General features: G+C 68.3%; 14 protein-coding genes. 11 read left to right on the top strand and 3 right to left on the bottom strand.

Annotated elements, in window-relative coordinates:
* Positions 1 to 120 precede the first annotated feature (120 nt).
* The 5 genes from mtrA to hpf all read left to right on the top strand — a co-directional run bounded on the left by mtrA (position 121) and on the right by hpf (position 5,879).
* A complete protein-coding gene (mtrA, locus tag ACSGC5_RS07685) occupies positions 121 to 801 on the top strand; it encodes an MtrAB system response regulator MtrA (protein ID WP_434970050.1) in 681 nt (226 codons plus the stop codon).
* A gap of 48 nt (positions 802 to 849) precedes the next feature.
* Positions 850 to 2,541, top strand: a complete 1,692-nt coding sequence (gene mtrB / locus ACSGC5_RS07680; protein ID WP_434970049.1) for an MtrAB system histidine kinase MtrB — start codon at positions 850 to 852, stop codon at positions 2,539 to 2,541.
* A complete protein-coding gene (locus ACSGC5_RS07675) occupies positions 2,538 to 4,214 on the top strand; it encodes an LpqB family beta-propeller domain-containing protein (protein ID WP_434970048.1) in 1,677 nt (558 codons plus the stop codon). Before mtrB ends, ACSGC5_RS07675 begins: the two co-directional genes overlap by 4 nt.
* 100 nt (positions 4,215 to 4,314) lie before the next feature.
* On the top strand, positions 4,315 to 5,073 hold the full coding sequence (locus ACSGC5_RS07670) for a ComF family protein (protein ID WP_434970047.1): 759 nt from the start codon (positions 4,315 to 4,317) through the stop codon (positions 5,071 to 5,073).
* Positions 5,074 to 5,222: 149 nt separating this feature from the next.
* Complete coding sequence (gene hpf / locus ACSGC5_RS07665; protein ID WP_434970098.1) at positions 5,223 to 5,879, top strand: ribosome hibernation-promoting factor, HPF/YfiA family; 657 nt, start codon at positions 5,223 to 5,225, stop codon at positions 5,877 to 5,879.
* A gap of 65 nt (positions 5,880 to 5,944) precedes the next feature.
* Here hpf and ACSGC5_RS07660 read toward each other — a convergent pair whose 3' ends face one another.
* Entirely contained in the window at positions 5,945 to 7,300 is a 1,356-nt protein-coding gene (locus ACSGC5_RS07660) for a hypothetical protein (RefSeq protein ID WP_434970046.1), read from the bottom strand.
* A 172-nt stretch (positions 7,301 to 7,472) separates the two neighbouring features.
* Between ACSGC5_RS07660 and secA the strand changes: the two genes are divergently transcribed.
* Positions 7,473 to 10,295, top strand: coding sequence for a preprotein translocase subunit SecA (secA, locus tag ACSGC5_RS07655; protein ID WP_434970045.1), 2,823 nt, complete (start codon positions 7,473 to 7,475; stop codon positions 10,293 to 10,295).
* A 58-nt stretch (positions 10,296 to 10,353) separates the two neighbouring features.
* Positions 10,354 to 11,580, top strand: coding sequence for a pyridoxal phosphate-dependent aminotransferase (locus ACSGC5_RS07650; RefSeq protein WP_434970044.1), 1,227 nt, complete (start codon positions 10,354 to 10,356; stop codon positions 11,578 to 11,580).
* Between the two features lie 33 nt (positions 11,581 to 11,613).
* Here ACSGC5_RS07650 and ACSGC5_RS07645 read toward each other — a convergent pair whose 3' ends face one another.
* Entirely contained in the window at positions 11,614 to 12,054 is a 441-nt protein-coding gene (locus ACSGC5_RS07645; protein ID WP_434970043.1) for an Rv3235 family protein, read from the bottom strand.
* A 128-nt stretch (positions 12,055 to 12,182) separates the two neighbouring features.
* On the opposite strand from ACSGC5_RS07645, the gene ACSGC5_RS07640 reads away from it, so the two are divergent.
* Entirely contained in the window at positions 12,183 to 12,770 is a 588-nt protein-coding gene (locus ACSGC5_RS07640; RefSeq protein ID WP_434970042.1) for a hypothetical protein, read from the top strand.
* A gap of 16 nt (positions 12,771 to 12,786) precedes the next feature.
* Here ACSGC5_RS07640 and ACSGC5_RS07635 read toward each other — a convergent pair whose 3' ends face one another.
* A complete protein-coding gene (locus tag ACSGC5_RS07635; RefSeq protein ID WP_434970041.1) occupies positions 12,787 to 13,068 on the bottom strand; it encodes a helix-turn-helix domain-containing protein in 282 nt (93 codons plus the stop codon).
* 98 nt (positions 13,069 to 13,166) lie between these two features.
* Here ACSGC5_RS07635 and ACSGC5_RS07630 point away from each other — a divergent pair, with 98 nt between their 5' ends.
* Genes ACSGC5_RS07630 through ACSGC5_RS07620 form a run of 3 tightly spaced genes read left to right on the top strand, consistent with a single transcriptional unit; the run spans position 13,167 to position 16,484 of the window.
* Positions 13,167 to 13,790, top strand: a complete 624-nt coding sequence (locus ACSGC5_RS07630; RefSeq protein WP_434970040.1) for an SAF domain-containing protein — start codon at positions 13,167 to 13,169, stop codon at positions 13,788 to 13,790.
* The gene (locus ACSGC5_RS07625) at positions 13,787 to 14,971 is read left to right on the top strand and encodes an AAA family ATPase (protein WP_434970039.1); all 1,185 of its coding nucleotides are present in this window, start codon (positions 13,787 to 13,789) and stop codon (positions 14,969 to 14,971) included. Before ACSGC5_RS07630 ends, ACSGC5_RS07625 begins: the two co-directional genes overlap by 4 nt.
* Before the next feature lie 34 nt (positions 14,972 to 15,005).
* Entirely contained in the window at positions 15,006 to 16,484 is a 1,479-nt protein-coding gene (locus tag ACSGC5_RS07620) for a sensor histidine kinase (RefSeq protein ID WP_434970038.1), read from the top strand.
* Positions 16,485 to 16,512: the final 28 nt, after the last annotated feature.

Genomic DNA, 16,512 nt, shown 5'->3' with positions numbered 1-16,512 from the left:
CGCGCCGACGCGCGTACGAATCATCGGCGTGCGCACAGGCGGAGTCGACTACTCTCGGGGAGAAGCGCAGGCGGTCACCCGCCGTCAGCGCGCAGGCTGGACGCAAGGAACGAAGGCGCGATGAGCTCACGCATCCTGGTGGTCGACGATGACACCGCCCTGGCGGAGATGATCGGGATCGTGCTGCGCACCGAGGGGTTCGACACGGTCTTCTGCGCCGACGGCGACGCCGCGGTCGACACCTGGCGGTCGGAGCGTCCGGACCTCATTCTGCTCGACCTGATGCTCCCGGGGCGCGACGGAATCGAGATCTGCACATCGATCCGATCGGAGTCGGGCGTGCCGATCATCATGCTGACCGCGCGCACCGACACGGCGGATGTCGTGCGTGGACTCGAGTCGGGCGCAGACGACTACATCGTCAAACCGTTCAATCCGAAAGAGCTTGTCGCCCGCATCCGTACCCGGCTTCGGCCCGGCGGACAGGTCTCGCAGGAGACGCTGCGGATCGGGAATCTCACGATCGATGTGGCCGCACACGAAGTTCGGCGCGGCGACGATGTGATCTCTCTCACTCCCCTCGAGTTCGAGCTGCTGGTCGCCCTCGCCTCGAAGCCCCAGCAGGTGTTCTCGCGCGAAATGCTCCTGGAACAGGTCTGGGGATACCACTACAAGGCCGACACGCGCTTGGTGAATGTCCACGTACAGCGGCTGCGCGCCAAGGTCGAACTCGACCCCGACAACCCCCGCATCGTGACCACGGTGCGCGGCGTGGGATACCGGGCCGGTGCTGTCGAGTGACACCGGCCGTTACCCGAGCCGCGCGCCGCGGTTGCGCGAGGTGAGAGCGTGGGCTCCCCGGGGGCTGCGGAGCGGGCCTACCGCCCGCTGATCTGGCGGCGCGATTGGAGGGCGTGGCCCGACAACCTGGTGCACCTGTGGCGGCGATCTCTTCGCTTCCGTACGCTCAGCGTCACGATCGTGCTCACGGCCTTCTCGATCCTCATCGCTGTCACGTGGACCGCGCTCGCGATCCAGGATGACCTGTTCGCCTCCCGTCGGGACGAGGTGACCGAGCAGGCCCTGCGCGCGACCGCGTCCGCCCAGACAGTGCTCGACGGCGCTGACACGCAGGGAGACAGCGCGCAGATCCAGCGCGTCTGGCTGGGGCTGCGGCCCGTGCTGCAGCAGCAGTCCTCCACCGACATGATCGCGACGTTCCGCATCGGCACTCCGTCGGCGGCACAGGGCTACCGGGTGGGCGAATTCGACACCGCCATCATCTCCGACGGCCTGCGCGAGAAAGTCCGCGCCGACCCGAACCAGCAGTGGTGGCAGTCCGTGGCCTTGGACGGATCGGGTACTCCAGGGATCGTCGTCGGCCAGCAGCTCATCTTTCCGCAGGTCGGAAGCTTCGAGGTGTACTACGCCTACGGACTCGACGGGGCCGAGCAGACCCTGCGTTTCGTCCAGGCGACGCTGTGGGTCGTGGGTGTCGCGCTCGTGCTGCTGATCGGTGGCATCGCGTGGTTCGTGCTCCGCTCTGTCACGACGCCCATAGGGGAGGCCGCGCAGACAAGTGCCAAGCTCGCGGCGGGCGAGCTGGGCGTCCGGCTGCCGGTGCGCGGTGAGGATGAGCTCGCCACGCTGGGCGAGTCGTTCAACGCGATGGCGGACAGCATCGAGACGCAGATCAAGGAGCTGGCCGACCTGTCGCTGGTGCAGCAGCGCTTCGTCTCCGATGTCTCCCACGAGCTGCGCACGCCGCTGACCACGATCCGACTTGCCGCGGACATGCTCAACAACCGCCGGGATGAGTTCGACCCGACGACGGCGCGCGCCGCCGAACTGCTCAACGCGCAGGTGGAGCGGTTCGAGGTTCTCCTGGGTGATCTCCTGGAGATCAGCCGGTACGACGCGGGCTCCGTGCAACTCGAGCTCGAGCCGACGAGCCTCGTGGCTGTGGCGGAGGATGTGATCGGCTCGATGGAGCAGGTCGCGCAACAGCACGGCACCGACCTGCGCCTGGTCGCGCCCGGCGGGTACTCACCCGTCGACATGGACCCCCGGCGCGTGCGCCGGGTGCTGCGGAACCTGATCGGAAACGCCATCGAGCATGGCGAGGGCAAGCCGGTGGTGATCACCGTCGACAGCAATCAGCAGGCGGTGGCCGTGGGAGTTCGCGACTTCGGCATGGGTATCGCCGCGGAGGATGCCGCGCGCGTTTTCGACCGCTTCTGGCGCGCGGACCCGTCCCGCAAGCGAACCCTCGGGGGTACGGGCCTGGGCCTTGCGATATCGCTTGGAGACGCGCGACTGCACGGTGGCGATCTCGCGGTGTGGTCAGAGCCCGGACGCGGCGCACACTTCGTGCTCACGCTTCCACGCGGCGCCCGTCGCGGAGTCGGTTCGCCGCCCGTTCCCTTGGACTCGCCGATACCGCTCGATCCCGGCGATGAGAACACAATCGAGGCGTTCGAGCACACCCAACCGATCTCGACGGTGTCCGACACCGACCGTCATGGGGGGGAGGGGACATGAGAAGGATCATCGGTGCAGTCCTCGCGATGGTCGGTGTCCTGGCTCTGGCCGCGTGTGCGGGCCTCCCGGTGAGCGGGCCGGTGACCGCCGGTCGACCGGTCGACGAGACGCGGACCGGTCCGGAAGTGCGCTTTTTCCCGGACGGGCCCCAGCCAGGTGCATCACGTGAGGAGATCGTCGACGGTTTCCTTCGTGCCGGGTCGGGATCCAGCGGGGACTGGGAGACGGCTCGTCTCTTCCTGGCCCCCTCCATCCGAACGACGTGGGATCCGCTCGCGGGTGTCGCCGTCGTGCCGACCGGAGAGATCGCTGCGCAGCCGGCGGTTGAGGACACCGTCAAAGTGGTGCTCAATCCCCTCGCGAGCGTCGATGCCACCGGCCACTACGAGCCGGCGGCGGGCGGGATGGTGACCCTCGCGTACGAGCTCGTCGAGATATCGGGCGAGTGGCGGATCTCGAAGGCTCCCGATGGGATCGTGCTCGACGAGAGCGTGTTCGGCACGGTCTTCCACCGCTATTCCGTCATGTACTTCGACCCGTCCTGGACCTACCTCGTCCCCGACGAGAGATGGTTCCCGACGACCTCCGCCGCCGTCCGGATCACCGGAGCGCTGGTCGACGAGCAGCCGAGCGACTGGCTCCGAGGTGCGGTGTCCACCGCGTTCCCGGACGACGTGACGTTCGCGTGGTCGTCGGTCCCGCAGAGTGCGGGCACCGCACAGGTGGAGCTGTCTCCCGAGGTGCTTGCCCTCCAGCAGCTCACGATCGACCGGATGGCCACCCAGTTGGAGGCGAGCCTCGCAACAGCGGGCATCACCGAGGTCCAGCTCACCGTCGATGGCGCTCCCGTTGCCGCGACGCCCGTGGAGACCCGGTCGACCACCGTCACCGGCGGACCGCTCGTGATGACGGACGCGGGGTTCGGCTTTCTCACCGGGAACGAGCTCACGCCGATTCCGGGACTGTCGGATGCCGTCGTACGCAGTGACCCTGTCGCCGTCCAGGTGGGCCCGGACCGGGACGTCGCTGCCGTGCGTTCGGTGGACGGGTCGGTCTCGCGCGCCGAGGCGACCGGTGGTGTTGTCGTCTTCGACACCCGAAGCGGGCTCCGTGACCCCGTCATCGATCCGGGCGGGTTTGTGTGGAGCATCCCCGCGGGCTCGCCGGCAGCGCTGACCGCGTTCGCCCCCGACGTCGAGTCCCCGCTGCTCTCGCAGCCGTGGGCGGCCGCGGGGGCGACGGATGTTCAGGCGATCTCGATCTCGCGAGACGGCACCCGGATGGCGGGAGTCGTGCGGGTGGGGGATCGTGCCGAGGTCTGGCTCTCCGGGGTCATCCGCAACGGCGACGGCGTTCCTGCGCGCCTCGGCGAGCCCATCGTTGCCGGGCTCATCGACGGCGAGGCAGTCTCGATGGCGTGGACAGACGACGTCACCGTCTCGGTCGTCGTGCGTGACGGTTCGGCAACGGAGATCGTCGAGCAGGTGGTGGGTGGAGCGCCCGCGGGTGTGGCCGGTCCTGCCGGAGCGTCGATCACCACAGTCGCCACGGCGACCTCGAGCATCCGTCTTCGCTCGGACGCCGGGGGACTGTACGTCCGCCGCGGTGCGAACTGGCTGCAGACCGCGGAGGGCATCACCCTGCTGGCGGTGCAGCAGGGCACGCCGCAGTAGTCCCCTCCGGCGTTCCTCCCCAGGCCGCGGGAGCGGGTGGTGATGCCGCCGATTTCGGTGCGCGCACGGAGCGCCTTGCGCGGCGATGGATGCTCTCATTGTGATCTCTCCGAGCCTGTCGACCGCCGCCGAGCGAATACGTGACGCCGCAGCCGGGGCGCTGTCGTGGCTCATCCCCGTGGAGTGCGCGGGATGCGGCGAGCCGGACCGCGCACTGTGCCCGGCGTGCGATGACACCCTCCGACGTTCCCGCCCGCGGCATCGCGCGCTGCCTGGAGTCGACGTCGTCAGCGCGATGGAGTACACCGGACCGGTGGTGGGGGTGCTGCGCTCACTCAAGTCGGAGGGGAGAACAGGTCTCGCACGCCCTCTGGGGATGGCGCTGCGCACCGCGCTCGAGCAGATCAGCCCCGGGACCCCCGAGCTGATCCCCGGTGCCGCCGGGGCCGCGTGGGTCCCCGTCGGGATTCCCTCGTCTGCCGCGGCGTTCCGTCGCCGGGGATACCGTGTCGTCGACCTCATCGCTCGCCACGCGGGCCTGCGGTGCGTTCCGGTCCTTCGAGTGGCCACAGCGGCCGCCGACCAGCGCGCGCTCGGTCGAGCAGAGCGACACCAGAACGCGGAGGGGATGTTCACGGTCCGGTCCCTCCCGCGGGCTCCCCTCATCCTCGTCGACGATGTCGTCACGACAGGAGCCACTCTTCGGGCCGCCGCTCACGCAATACGCGCTGCCGGGGGAACGGTCGTCGGCGCCGTCACTGTCGCGTCGACCCCGTTGCGGTGGGTGCCCCCGGACACTGGCGCACCGCGCGATGACGGGAGTGGATCACCGCCACCGGCGCGCGCCCGGAGGCCGTGAAAAACCTCGGTCTGCCCGAGGGGGGCGAACTCTATCGACACGATGCACATCATGCGTGACAGTCCGGTGGCCAGGGTCTAACGTGGGGGTGACAAGGCGACTGATGGTCCGCCCTTGGAACCGGGCGGACCGGAAACAAGGAGGTCATGATGGACACGAACATCGTCGGCGTGGGGGTAGGTATCACAGACCGCTTCCGCTCGGTCGTCGAGGAGAAAGTGGTTCGCATCGAACACCTCGCGCCCCGCGCGCAACGCGTGGATGTCAAGGTGACGCACCGCACGTACCGCACCGGGCGCGTCGAGGACCACACCGTCGAACTCACGCTGACCGGCAAGGGTCCGCTGGTGCGGGCCGAGGCCACGGACGCCGACAAGTTCACGGCGCTCGACCTGGCCGTCGACAAGCTCTGCGAGCAGTTGCGCCGGGCGAAGGACAAGAGGGTGGACGCGCGCAACCACCCGCGCAAGGCCAGCTTCGACAAGGGTCGCGGCGAACTCGACGGCATCGACATTCAACCCGCGTCCGCCGATGTGCTTCGCCGCGTCGCAACGGGTGAGGTGCCGATCGTCGACGGGGAGGAAGAGGAGGCATACACTCCGGTCGTCATTCGCACGAAGGAGTTCGAGGCGGAGTGGATGACCGTCGAGGAGGCCGTCGACAGGATGGAACTGGTCGGACACGACTTCTTCTTGTTCATCAACGCGGCAACCGATCACCCGAGCGTCGTGTACCGGCGCAAGGGATGGGACTACGGCGTCATCTCGCTGACGACCGAGGCGAGCCCCGCAGCCGTCGCGGTCTGACCCACGGGATCGCACGGTTCGCTGAACGGATGCCGCGGGCTCAGGCGCCCGCGGCATCCGGCGTGTCAGTCGAAGATTCCGTCCAGGATGCTGCCGATCACGAGACCTCCGAGGATGCCGCCCACGAGGTCCGACCCCCCGCCGGCTCGGCGACCGAACCCCTCCATGGGGCCTCCCCACTGGGGCGGGGGACCGGCGGCGGGCCGGGAGGCATCGATGTCCCGCTGCGCATAGCGAAGTGCCTCGCTCGCCAGATGGGCGGCGCGTCGAGCGACCTCCATCGCCTGTTCCCGATCATCCTCGGCGATCGTCGACACGGTGGCCGCCGCGCCTCCGACCACCCGGTCGAGATCCGCTCTGACTCGCTCGGCCTCCGCGAGGCGGGTGCGCGCGTCAGCGCCGATCCACCCGCGGTGACCGGCGATCACGTCTCGCGCGACCGCGAGCTGGCGGTCGGCGTCATCAATCGCGTGGCGCACGTGGCCGAGCTCCGGGATCGGCCGGGCGGCCCGCTCGCGGGCGGCGGCGACCGCGGCGTCCAGTGCCGCGTTGGCCTCGCGCATCCGAGTCAAGTGCGCGAACGGATCCGTGTTCACACCGGCTGCAGGGAGGGAGGCGAGGGCCGACTGCAGTGCTGACATCGCGTCGACCACGGCGGGCACCTGGGGAGCACTCCGAGCGGCGATTAGGTCCGCTCGGGAGTCCTCGATGATTGCCGCGAGGGTCGACTCCGCGCGCAGCGCCTCGACCTCGAAGGTCTCCACGGCGTCCACGAGGGTCTCCGCGCGTCGGGCGGCTTCGGTGGCCGCCTCCAAGGCCAGGTTGGCCTGCTCTCGCTGACCGGCTTCACGGCGACGCTCTGCGACGGCGGCGCTGTGCTCGGCAAACCCCAGGAGCTGCTCAGCCTCGGCGGGGTTGGCCGCGACACCCTCCAGAGCGCTCGGCGCATACCTCGCACCCAGCCGCTCGACGGTTTCGCGGGCGTGGGGCAGCCGGGCACGGATGCGGGTCGCGTCAGCACGCACGCGCGCGATGATCTCCGGGGCGCGGCGAGCGCGTTCGATAGGTTCGGCCAGGGCCGCCATCCGGTCTTCGAGCAGGTCCTCGGCCCACTCGCAGAGCTGGATGATGCGCGTGTTGCGGGTGCGGAGCTCCTCGGGCGTATCCGGGATTTCGTCGTGATTGAGCTGCTGGAGGTGGAACGCCTCCTGCATGTGGGTGCGTACCGACTCGAGTGCGGTGCGCAGATCGCTCACGGCGTTCGGTCCGAGTTCGGCCTCCGCGAACGACACTTCGTCGACGGCGAGACGGATGTGCTCGTCGGCCGCGACCAGAGCGCTCTGCGCGCGCCGAGCGAGATCGGCATCCCGCTCAGCCGTCTCCGCCTGTTCGCGCTTGCGTCGTCCCCAGAATCCGGCCATGTCTTGATCCTAGGAGCGCGCGGCCGAGTTCGGGCTGAGTGCATATCACCGCTCGCGAACGGTCTCAGCCCACGCCAAGGTCACGGCCCGGTAACATGAGTCGGTATGTCCGAGCGCGGTTCGCGCCGGGTCGGCACCCTGGGTGCCGCCGTTGACAGATGGAGAGCTTTCCGTGGCCAATCCTCTCGAGAAACTCCTTCGCGCCGGTGAAGGCCGGTTGCTGCGACGGCTGCAGCAGGTCGCGAAGGCGGTCAACGCCCTCGAGGACGAGTACTCGCAGCTGACCGACGAAGAACTGCGAGACGAAACGGTCGAGTTCCGTGCCCGCTACGAAGCCGGTGAGACGCTCGACAAGCTCATGCCCGAGGCTTTCGCTGCCGTGCGTGAGGCCGCCAAGCGCACGATCGGTCAGCGCCACTACGACGTGCAGCTCATGGGCGGTGCGGCGCTCCACCTCGGGAATATCGCCGAGATGAAGACCGGTGAAGGCAAGACGCTGGTGGCGACCCTTCCCGCGTACCTGAACGCGATTGCGGGCAAGGGCGTGCACGTCGTGACCGTCAACGACTTCCTCGCGGGCTATCAGGCCGAACTGATGGGCCGTGTCTATCGCGCTCTCGGGATGACCACCGGCACGATCGTGTCGGGGCAGACGCCCGAGGTCCGGCGTGAGCAGTACCTCGCCGACATCACGTACGGCACGAACAACGAGTTCGGCTTCGACTATCTGCGCGACAACATGGCCTGGCGCAAGGAAGACCTCGTTCAGCGCGGCCACTTCTTCGCGATCGTCGACGAGGTCGACTCGATCCTCATCGACGAGGCTCGCACGCCGCTGATCATTTCCGGACCTTCCGCGGGAGAGGCCAACCGCTGGTTCACCGAGTTCGCCAAGATCGCTCGCACGCTTGAGCCGGGTGTCGACTACGAGGTCGACGAGAAGAAGCGCACGATCGGCGTCCTCGAGCCGGGGATCGAGAAGGTCGAGGACTACCTCGGCATCGACAACCTGTACGAGTCGGTCAACACTCCGCTGATCTCGTTCCTGAACAATTCCATCAAGGCGCTTGCGCTGTTCAAGCGCGACACCGACTACGTCGTGATGAACGACGAGGTCATGATCGTGGATGAGCACACGGGGCGAATCCTCGTCGGCCGGCGCTACAACGAGGGCATCCACCAGGCGATCGAGGCGAAGGAAGGGGTCCCGGTCAAGGCCGAGAACCAGACTCTTGCGACCGTGACGCTGCAGAACTACTTCCGCCTGTACGACAAGCTCTCGGGAATGACCGGTACCGCCGAGACCGAAGCGGCCGAGTTCATGTCGACGTACCAGCTCGGTGTGGTCTCGATCCCGACCAACAAGCCGATGATCCGTAAGGATCAGGCGGACCTTGTCTACAAGAACGAGCCCGCCAAGTTCGCGCAGGTCGTGGAGGACATCGCCAAGCGTCACGAAGCCGGCCAGCCCGTGCTGGTCGGGACGGTCTCGGTCGAAAAGAGCGAGTACCTCTCGCGCTTGCTCGCGAAGAAGGGGATCAAGCACGAGGTCCTGAACGCGAAGAACCACGCGCGCGAGGCGGAGATCGTCGCGCGCGCCGGCCGGTTGGGTGCGGTGACGGTGGCGACCAACATGGCCGGTCGCGGTACCGACATCATGCTCGGCGGCAACGCAGAGTTCCTCGCCGTTCAGGAGATGAAGGCGAAGGGACTCGACCCGGTCGAGACGCCCGAGGCGTACGAGGCCGAGTGGGACGCCGTCTACAACGACATGCGGGAGCGCGTCTCGGCCGAGGCCGAGAAGGTCGTCGCGGCGGGCGGACTGTATGTTCTGGGCACCGAGCGGCACGAGTCTCGGCGCATCGACAATCAGCTGCGCGGTCGGTCCGGTCGCCAGGGTGACCCCGGCGAGAGCCGGTTCTACCTGTCGCTCACAGACGACCTCATGCGCCTGTTCCAGTCGGGAGCCGCCGAGGCGATCCTGTCTCGCACGAACTTCCCCGACGATGTCGCGATTGAGTCAGGAATGGTCTCGCGCGCGATCAAGAGCGCCCAGTCGCAGGTCGAGGCTCGCAACGCGGAGCTGCGCAAGAACGTGCTGAAGTACGACGACGTGCTGAACCGTCAGCGTGAGGCGATCTACTCGGACCGCCGCCATATCCTCGAGGGTGATGACATCGCCGACCGGGTCCAGCACTTCATCGAGGATGCGATCAGCGCGCTGATCGACGACCACACCGGTTCGGGGCACACGGAGAGTTGGGACTTCGATGCCCTCTGGACCGAGCTGAAGACCCTCTACCCGGTGTCGCTCACGATCGATGAGGTGGTCGCCGAGTCCGGGAGCAAGGGCAAGGTCACGCCTGAGGTTCTCAAGCGGGAGCTCATCTCGGATGCACGGATCGCCTACCAGAAGCGCGAGGAGAGCCTCGGGGAAGCCGCGATGCGCGAACTCGAGCGTCGCGTCGTGCTCCAGGTCGTCGACCGCCGCTGGCGTGACCACCTGTACGAAATGGACTACCTCAAGGACGGTATCGGCCTGCGCGCCATGGCGCAGCGGGATCCGCTGATCGAGTATCAGCGTGAGGGGTACCAGATGTTCCAGCAGATGATGGGGCAGATCAAGGAGGAGTCGGTCGGGTACCTGTACAACCTCGATGTCGAGGTGCGTCGCGCCGACGGCGAGCACGCCGCGGAGGTCGAGGCGAAGGGACTGTCGATCGCTCCCACGGTCGATGGGCAGCGACTGCAGTACTCCGCGGCCAACGACGCCGGCGAGGTCGAGGTGCGCAATGAGCGCGGCCAGGTGCAGCAGGCGGCGACCAGCCGCGCGCGGCAGACTGCCGCATCCGTGCCCGCCGCACCTGTCGCCCCTGCCCCGCCGGCCGCGCGCGGCGCGTTCGGGCAGCGGACCGATGGCGAGTCGTCGGCGCAGCCCGCGCGTCCCCAGCCGATGAACCGCGCTCAGCGGCGTGCGGCCGACAAGAAGAAGTAGGTTCGGGCGGGCCACGACCGGTCAGGTGGCAGGGAAGGTGCGGCACTATTCTGAACGGATGACCCACCCCCGGCCCCTGGACCAGTCGAGCAAGCTGAAGCACGTCCTCTACGAGATCCGAGGGCAGGCTCTGGTCGAAGCCGACCGTCTGGAGGCGGAGGGGCACAGGATCCTCAAGCTGAATACGGGAAACCCCGCGGCATTCGGATTCGAGGCGCCTTTTCAGATCGTGCGCGACATGATCGAGGCTGTTCCCGAAGCGCACGGATACAGCGATAGCCGCGGGATCAAGTCCGCCCGGCTCGCCGTGGTGTACAGGTACGAGCAGGTTCCCGGCTTCCCGACACTCGATCCGGATGACGTGTACCTCGGCAACGGCGTTTCCGAACTCATCACGATGACGATGCAGGCGCTCCTGGACGAGGGCGACGAGGTCTTGATCCCCGCTCCGGACTACCCGCTGTGGACCGCGATGACAAGTCTCGGTGGCGGCACGCCGGTGCACTATCTGTGCGACGAGCAGAACGGCTGGCAGCCCGACATCGAGGACATCCGCTCCAAGGTCACGGAGCGGACGAAAGCGATCGTCGTGATCAACCCCAACAACCCCACCGGCGCCGTGTATACCCGCGAGGTGCTCGACCAGATCGCAGACATCGCTCGGGAGCACTCGTTGCTCGTGCTCGCCGACGAGATCTACGATCGCATCCTGTTCGACGACGCGGTCCACATCCCGATGGCCGCGGTCGCGCCCGACCTGCTCGTGTTGACCTTCAATGGCCTGTCGAAGACCTATCGGGTGGCCGGCTATCGGTCCGGATGGCTCGCGATCACCGGGCCGAAAGACCACGCCGCCGGGTTCCTGGAGGGAATCACCCTGCTTGCATCGACGAGGCTGTGCCCCAATGTGCCAGCCCAGTACGCGGTACAGGCGGCCCTCTCCGGCGTGCAGTCGATCGATGCGCTGATCGCTCCGACCGGGCGGCTCCATGAGCAGCGCGAAGCCGCGTGGGAGGCGTTGGAGTCGATCCCGGGCGTCAGCTGCGTCAAGCCGGACGGCGCGCTGTATGCCTTCCCGCGATTCGACCCCAACGTGTACGAGATCCGCGATGATGCTCGTCTGGTCTACGACTTCCTCGTGGCCGAGAAGGTGCTGCTGGTGCAGGGAACCGGGTTCAACTGGCCCACGCCGGATCACGTTCGAATCGTGACGCTCCCCGAGTCGCGGGTGCTCACCGAAGCCATCGAGCGCCTCGGCAACTTCCTGTCGACGTATCGGCAGTGACCGCCGCGGTGAACGGCGGGATCTGCGACGGCCTCACAGCAGCGCGAGGGACGTCGTCCGCCACCGGCCGTCCATGCCCTCGAGCCGTAGAGCAACCGCACGGGTCCGCGCCGGGCCGCGGACGATGACCACGCCCTCCACGACGCCGTCTGCCGGCGAAGAATGGCGAACGGACACGATCTGGTGGACCGGGCGTTTGGCCGGCACACCGCGGGCGCTTCGCGCACGCGCGGCGAGGTTCGCCCGCGTGACGAGCTTTCGATAGGCATCCTCGGTCAGCCACCTGGCGAGCTGGTCCACTTCGCGGACACCGGCGAAGATCTCCAGGACGCCGCGGGAGATGTTGCGCAGAAACGTGTCGGGATCGGGGAGGTCCGCGGTGCTCGTGCGCTGAGGCGCGAAGTACTGGGTCAGCTCGGCCGCTTCGTCTGCCGCGCGGTAGGCGCGTGCGAAGCTCGATTGCGTCGTCGCCATGAGATCTCACTCTCGACCGGAAACAGGATGTCGAGAAGTAGAGCACACAGCGAACTCCCAGAAGAGGGCGAGGGGGTCGCTGTGGACAGTTTCTCATCGACTCCTCATCTAGGACGTACGCTCGCCGAGTGCGTTGGGACCGACTGTTCGACGACCTCGAAGCTCAGGCATCCGCGGAGTGGGAGGCCGAACGCGCCGCCCTCGCGTCGGAGTCAGAACGGGTGCGCCTCTCGCGCGTGACGCTGCGGGACCGGCTCCTCCTCCTGCGGGAGGTCACCGCGCACGTGCGTGCCGATCTCACGGCCGGGAGCGGGATCGAGGGGCCGGTGATCGCCGTCGGCGCTGATTGGCTCGCGGTGGAGCGCGTCCCGTCGTCGGTGAGCATCGTTCCGTTCTCCGCCGTGGTGAGCCTCCGGATGCCGCACGCCGACCTGCTGCGCAGCGCGGCCGGTCGCGCCGGAGGAGCCCTGCGGGACAGACTCGATCTCGGCTTCGTGGTTCGCGACCTCGCCCGGCGCCGTGTCCCGGTGCTCGCGGAGCTCATCCCCGGCACCGTCGTCACCGGAACCGTGGATCGGGCCGGTGCCGATCACTTCGATCTGGCGGTGCACGATCTCGACACGGCGCGGCATCCGTCGGCGGTCAGCGGCTATCGGATGATCCCGTTCGCGGCGGTGACCCAGCTGGTCGTGGCCGCGGACGACGCGGGGCTCTGATTCGCTGCAGCGGATCTCAGTCGGGATTGCGGATCGCTCCGGTTCCCCACAGCTCCGGGAAACTCGCGGTCTGTGACTGGTGCCACAACGCCATCCGTCGCGTCTGCTCAACCTGATCGTCGAGGTAGGCATCGACGCTGCTCTCGTCGATCCGCCACTGCCCACTCTGACCCACGCGCATTCCGCGAAGCTGCCCGGCCAGCACGAGAGCGAGCACGTCGTCGACGTCGATAGCGAGCACCTCGGCAACCTGAGAGGGCGTCAGCAGGCGCGCGTCGGCAGCGGGGGGATGGGGCATGTCCCCATTATGACCCCGGGCTCGGACACGGCTGCGCTCTAGAGCGCGCTGTGGATAAGCGCGGCGGCAGGGGGCGATGCTCGGCCACCATGGTTCGCATGGTCTCCGAATCCCGCAGCAGTCGGCGCCCCGCCTGGGCAGATCTGAGGTTCCTGGTCGGCATCGTCCTGGTCGTGGCATCCGTCGGAGGTGTCTGGATCGTCGTCTCGGCCGCGCGCCAGACCCAGCCGATGTACGTCGCCGCTCGCGCGATCGTCCCGGGTGAGCCGGTCGACGCCGCTGATCTCGCTGTCGTCGAGGTCACGCTGGGCGCGGCATCCGACGCCTACCTCCATGCCGATCAGCTCGAAGAGGGGCTCGTGGCCACACGGACGGTCGCGGCGGGCGAGCTCGTCCCCGCCGATGCCCTCGTCTCGGACGAGAGCGCCCAGTCCACGACGGTCGTCGTTCGCAGCGCAGTCGACGTCCCCGGTTCGGTCGTCGCCGGCTCGACCGTCGAGTTGTGGGCGGCGCCGCGCCTCGACCAGTCGCGCTACGACACACCGCGCATCCTCGTGGCCGACGCGACGGTGGTCGGCGTGACCCGGGACGAGTCGCCGCTTGCGGGCGGGACCGCCGCCGTCGAACTCGTCATCCCGAGGGCCGACGTCGCGGCGGCGCTCGCCGCGATCGCGGACGGGGCGGCACTGTCCGTAGTGCCCGCAGCGCCGGGGCAGCGATGAGGACGGTGATCGCTCTCGACGAGCCCCACGGTGCACGCCTCGCGGACGAGCTGTCCCGTCTCGGATGGGATGCCGAGGCTCGCCCGCCGGCTGCTCCCGGCCTCATGGCAGCGCGGGGTCGGATGCGCGAACTCGCAGACCGCTCACCGGAGCTGCTGGTCATCGCCTCCCGCCACGACACGCTGACCCGCGATGTCGTGATGGCGTGCGATCGCGAGGGAATCCGGATCATCCCGGTGGGGGAGGGGGAGGCATCCGTTCGACTGGCTCAGGCGTTCGGACTGGGCGTTCTGATGTCGCCGCGGGTCTCTGGACGTGAGTTGATGCAGGCCGTGCGTGCGCCGATTCCCGCGGCGCCCATGCCACCCGGCGGGCGCCGCGTCATCGTCGTGTGGGGGCCGGCGGGGTCGCCGGGACGCTCGACGATCGCGATCGAACTGGCTGTGCACCTCGCCCGGGACCGGTCGGCAGCGCTCGTCGACGCCGATTCCCACGCACCATCCGTGGCGATCACGCTCGGGTTGCCGGACGAGGGGCCCGGGTTCGCTGCCGCATGCCGCCAGGTCACGCGCGGCGCGCTGGATGTCGCGGAACTGGAACGGATCGCGCTGCGTGTCGGACGCGGACCGCGTGTGCTGACGGGCATCAACCGTCCGTCTCGATGGCCGGAGCTGCGTGAGGATCGGGTCCGACGTGCCCTGGCGGTCTGCCGGGAGTGGGTGGATGACACGGTGGTCGACGTGGCTGCGCCGCTGGATCGGGATGAGGAGATCGTGAGCGACCTCGCGGGCGATCGACGCAACGCCGCGACGATCGCTGCGCTCCAGGAGGCGGATCTGGTCGTTGCCGTTGCCGGCGCGGACCCGGTGGGCATCGGTCGATTCGTCCGGGGATACGCGCAGCTGCGCGAGACTGTCGGCTCCACGCCGATCGCGGTCATCGCGAACAGGCTTCGTCCCGGCGCGCTGGGCATCGACGCGCGCGGTCAGGTGCGGCGGAGCCTCGACCGATTCGCAGGCATCCGCGACGTCTGGTTCGTCCCCCAGGACCCGCGGTCCGCGGACGCCGCGCTTCTGGCGGCCCGACCGATTGCCGAGGTGGCACGTCGATCTCCGATCGTCTCTGCCGTGCGGCGTTTTGCGGCAGAGGCGCTTACCGTCGACTCTCGAAACGCAGCGTAGCTCGAGCATGCGGTCGGGGCTTTAGGCTGAGACGATGTCGACGCTCAGCGATCTCGTCTATGCCCAGGGGCGTTCCACCGATGCGGATGTCGAATGGCTCCACCGTCTCGCGGGAGACGGTCAGCTGCTTGCCGATCTCGCCTTCGCCGACATCGTGATCTGGGTGCCGACGGCCGATGATTCCTTCGTCGCGGTCGGTCACACGCGCCCGAGTGGTGCGGCCACCCTCTTCTATCGCGACATCGTCGGCGATCCGGTCCGCCCGCAGTGGCGCACACAGATCCGGGAAGCGTTCTTCTCGGGGATGATCGTCGACTCGGCATCGCCCGACTGGTTCGAAGAGACTCCCACCCGCGTCCGCGCGGTGCCGATCGTCCGCGGGACCGGCGAGAGCCGCACCACGCTCGGCGTTCTCACCCGCCATACCAACCTCGGTGAGACCCGTACGCCCTCGCGCCAGCAGATCACCTTCAACGAGTGCGCCGACGACCTGTTCGGGATGGTCGCCTCGGGCGACTTTCCGGACCTGAGCGCGCCGACGGCGCCACGGCGCGGTGCCCCTCGCGCCTCGGACGGACTCGTGCGGCTCGATGTCGATGGGACCGTGACGTTCGCGAGCCCCAACGCCCTCTCGGCGTTCAACCGCATGGGCTTTGAAGACGAACTCGAGGGCGAGTCCCTCGTGGAGGTCACGACCGCGATCCTCCCCGAGAAGCGCCAGTTCGATGAGTCGCTTCCCCTCGTGGTGACCGGCCGCGCACCGTGGCGAGCAGACATCGAGGCGCGCGGGGTGACGGTGAGTCTGCGCACGATCCCGCTGCGCGATCACGGCATCCGCATCGGTGCGATCCTGTTGTGCCGCGACGTGACGGAGCTGCGACACCAGGAGCAGGAGCTGATCACCAAGGACGCGACAATCCGCGAGATCCATCACCGGGTCAAGAACAACCTCCAGACTGTCGCGTCGCTGTTGCGCATCCAGGCGCGGCGTTCGCACACCGAGGAAGCGAGGGAGGCGCTCACTCAAGCGATGCGCCGGGTGTCGGCCATCGCGGTCGTCCACGACACGCTCTCCGAGGGCCTGACGCAGCGAGTCGACTTCGACGACGTCTTCGACCGGGTGCTCAAGCTGGTAGCCGAGGTCGCCGCGGCACCGACCACCCGCGCGCGCACGCGCTCCGTCGGTCGGTTCGGCACGCTGCCGAGTGAGTACGCGACGCCGCTTGCGCTCGCTCTCACGGAACTGGTGACCAATGCCGTCGAGCACGGCTTGGCCGGCAAGGAAGGCGATGTCGAGATCGAGGCCGAGCGGGATCCCGAACGACTCCTCGTCCGCGTGCGCGACAACGGTGTCGGGCTTCCGGAGGGGCAGGTCGGCCGAGGGCTGGGCACGCAGATCGTCCGGACTCTGATTCAGGGCGAGCTCGGTGGGACGATCGACTGGCACACCCTCGTGGGCAGCGGTACCGAAGTCACCATCGACATCCCGCTTCGCTACATCGCTCTCGACTGAGCGCGATCATCCGACGCGGCACCGGTCA

The sequence above is a fragment of the Microbacterium sp. bgisy207 genome, from assembly GCF_965345035.1.
Lineage (GTDB): Bacteria > Actinomycetota > Actinomycetes > Actinomycetales > Microbacteriaceae > Microbacterium.
This window is presented reverse-complemented; position numbering and strand designations above follow the sequence as displayed.

Coding starts and splice junctions, on each gene's coding strand:
- mtrA (WP_434970050.1), top strand. CDS start 121: ATGAGCTCACGCATCCTGGTGGTCGACGATGACACCGCCCTGGCGGAG.
- ACSGC5_RS07675 (WP_434970048.1), top strand. CDS start 2,538: ATGAGAAGGATCATCGGTGCAGTCCTCGCGATGGTCGGTGTCCTGGCT.
- hpf (WP_434970098.1), top strand. CDS start 5,223: ATGGACACGAACATCGTCGGCGTGGGGGTAGGTATCACAGACCGCTTC.
- ACSGC5_RS07660 (WP_434970046.1), bottom strand. CDS start 7,300: ATGGCCGGATTCTGGGGACGACGCAAGCGCGAACAGGCGGAGACGGCT.
- ACSGC5_RS07650 (WP_434970044.1), top strand. CDS start 10,354: ATGACCCACCCCCGGCCCCTGGACCAGTCGAGCAAGCTGAAGCACGTC.
- ACSGC5_RS07645 (WP_434970043.1), bottom strand. CDS start 12,054: ATGGCGACGACGCAATCGAGCTTCGCACGCGCCTACCGCGCGGCAGAC.
- ACSGC5_RS07635 (WP_434970041.1), bottom strand. CDS start 13,068: ATGCCCCATCCCCCCGCTGCCGACGCGCGCCTGCTGACGCCCTCTCAG.
- ACSGC5_RS07630 (WP_434970040.1), top strand. CDS start 13,167: ATGGTCTCCGAATCCCGCAGCAGTCGGCGCCCCGCCTGGGCAGATCTG.
- ACSGC5_RS07625 (WP_434970039.1), top strand. CDS start 13,787: ATGAGGACGGTGATCGCTCTCGACGAGCCCCACGGTGCACGCCTCGCG.
- ACSGC5_RS07620 (WP_434970038.1), top strand. CDS start 15,006: ATGTCGACGCTCAGCGATCTCGTCTATGCCCAGGGGCGTTCCACCGAT.